The organism is Pseudomonas migulae NBRC 103157, assembly GCF_002091715.1.
Lineage (GTDB): Bacteria > Pseudomonadota > Gammaproteobacteria > Pseudomonadales > Pseudomonadaceae > Aquipseudomonas > Aquipseudomonas migulae_A.
Window position 1 is genome coordinate 1 of the sequence record NZ_BDAG01000100.1, and the last position, 664, is coordinate 664.

Genomic DNA, 664 nt, shown 5'->3' on the forward strand with positions numbered 1-664 from the left:
AAAATCAAACGCATGGAAATGGAAGCCGAAATCTTAAAAAAGGCTACCGCTCTCTTGATGTCGGATCCCGATCGTTTTCGATGATCGCGGAGCTAAGAGAGTCATTCCCGACCGCCATCCTGTGTCGCGTTTTCGATATGAAGCGCAGCAGCTTTTACGAATGGCTACAGCGTCTCTCGCGGCCTAAGATCGAGCGCGAAGAGCTCAAGGGAAAGGTGGTCGAACTGCACAGCGAAAGCCGGGAAGCCATGGGGTCCAGAATGATCAGCAAGCATCTGCAGGCCCAAAACATAGCGGTCGGAAGAAGCCTTGTTAAAGCCCTGATGAGGGAAGCCAACATTGTCAGTAAACAACGCCAGCCTCACCCATTCAGATCCAAAGGAGTTGAAGCATTTGTCGCGCCCAATCTGCTCAAGCGTAATTTCAAGCCGACCGCGGTCAATCAAGTCTGGTGTGGCGACGTTACAAGCCTGATGGTAGGCAAGCGCTGGGTTCATCTGGCCATCGTGATCGATTTGTTTGCTCGTCGGGTCATTGGTTGGGCATTTTCGCTGGTCAATGACGCCAACTTGGTGAGTAAAGCGCTACGCATGGCGACAGAGCTTCGAACATGCCCGCCTGGGTTGATGTTCCATTCGGATCAGGGCTGTCAGTACACCAGTCG

The 664-nt window shown here is 52.7% G+C and carries 1 protein-coding gene; it reads left to right on the forward strand.

From position 1 onward, the window contains the following. The coding region (locus PMI01S_RS30760) for an IS3 family transposase (RefSeq protein WP_139811129.1) at positions 1-664 on the forward strand (664 nt) is incomplete at both ends.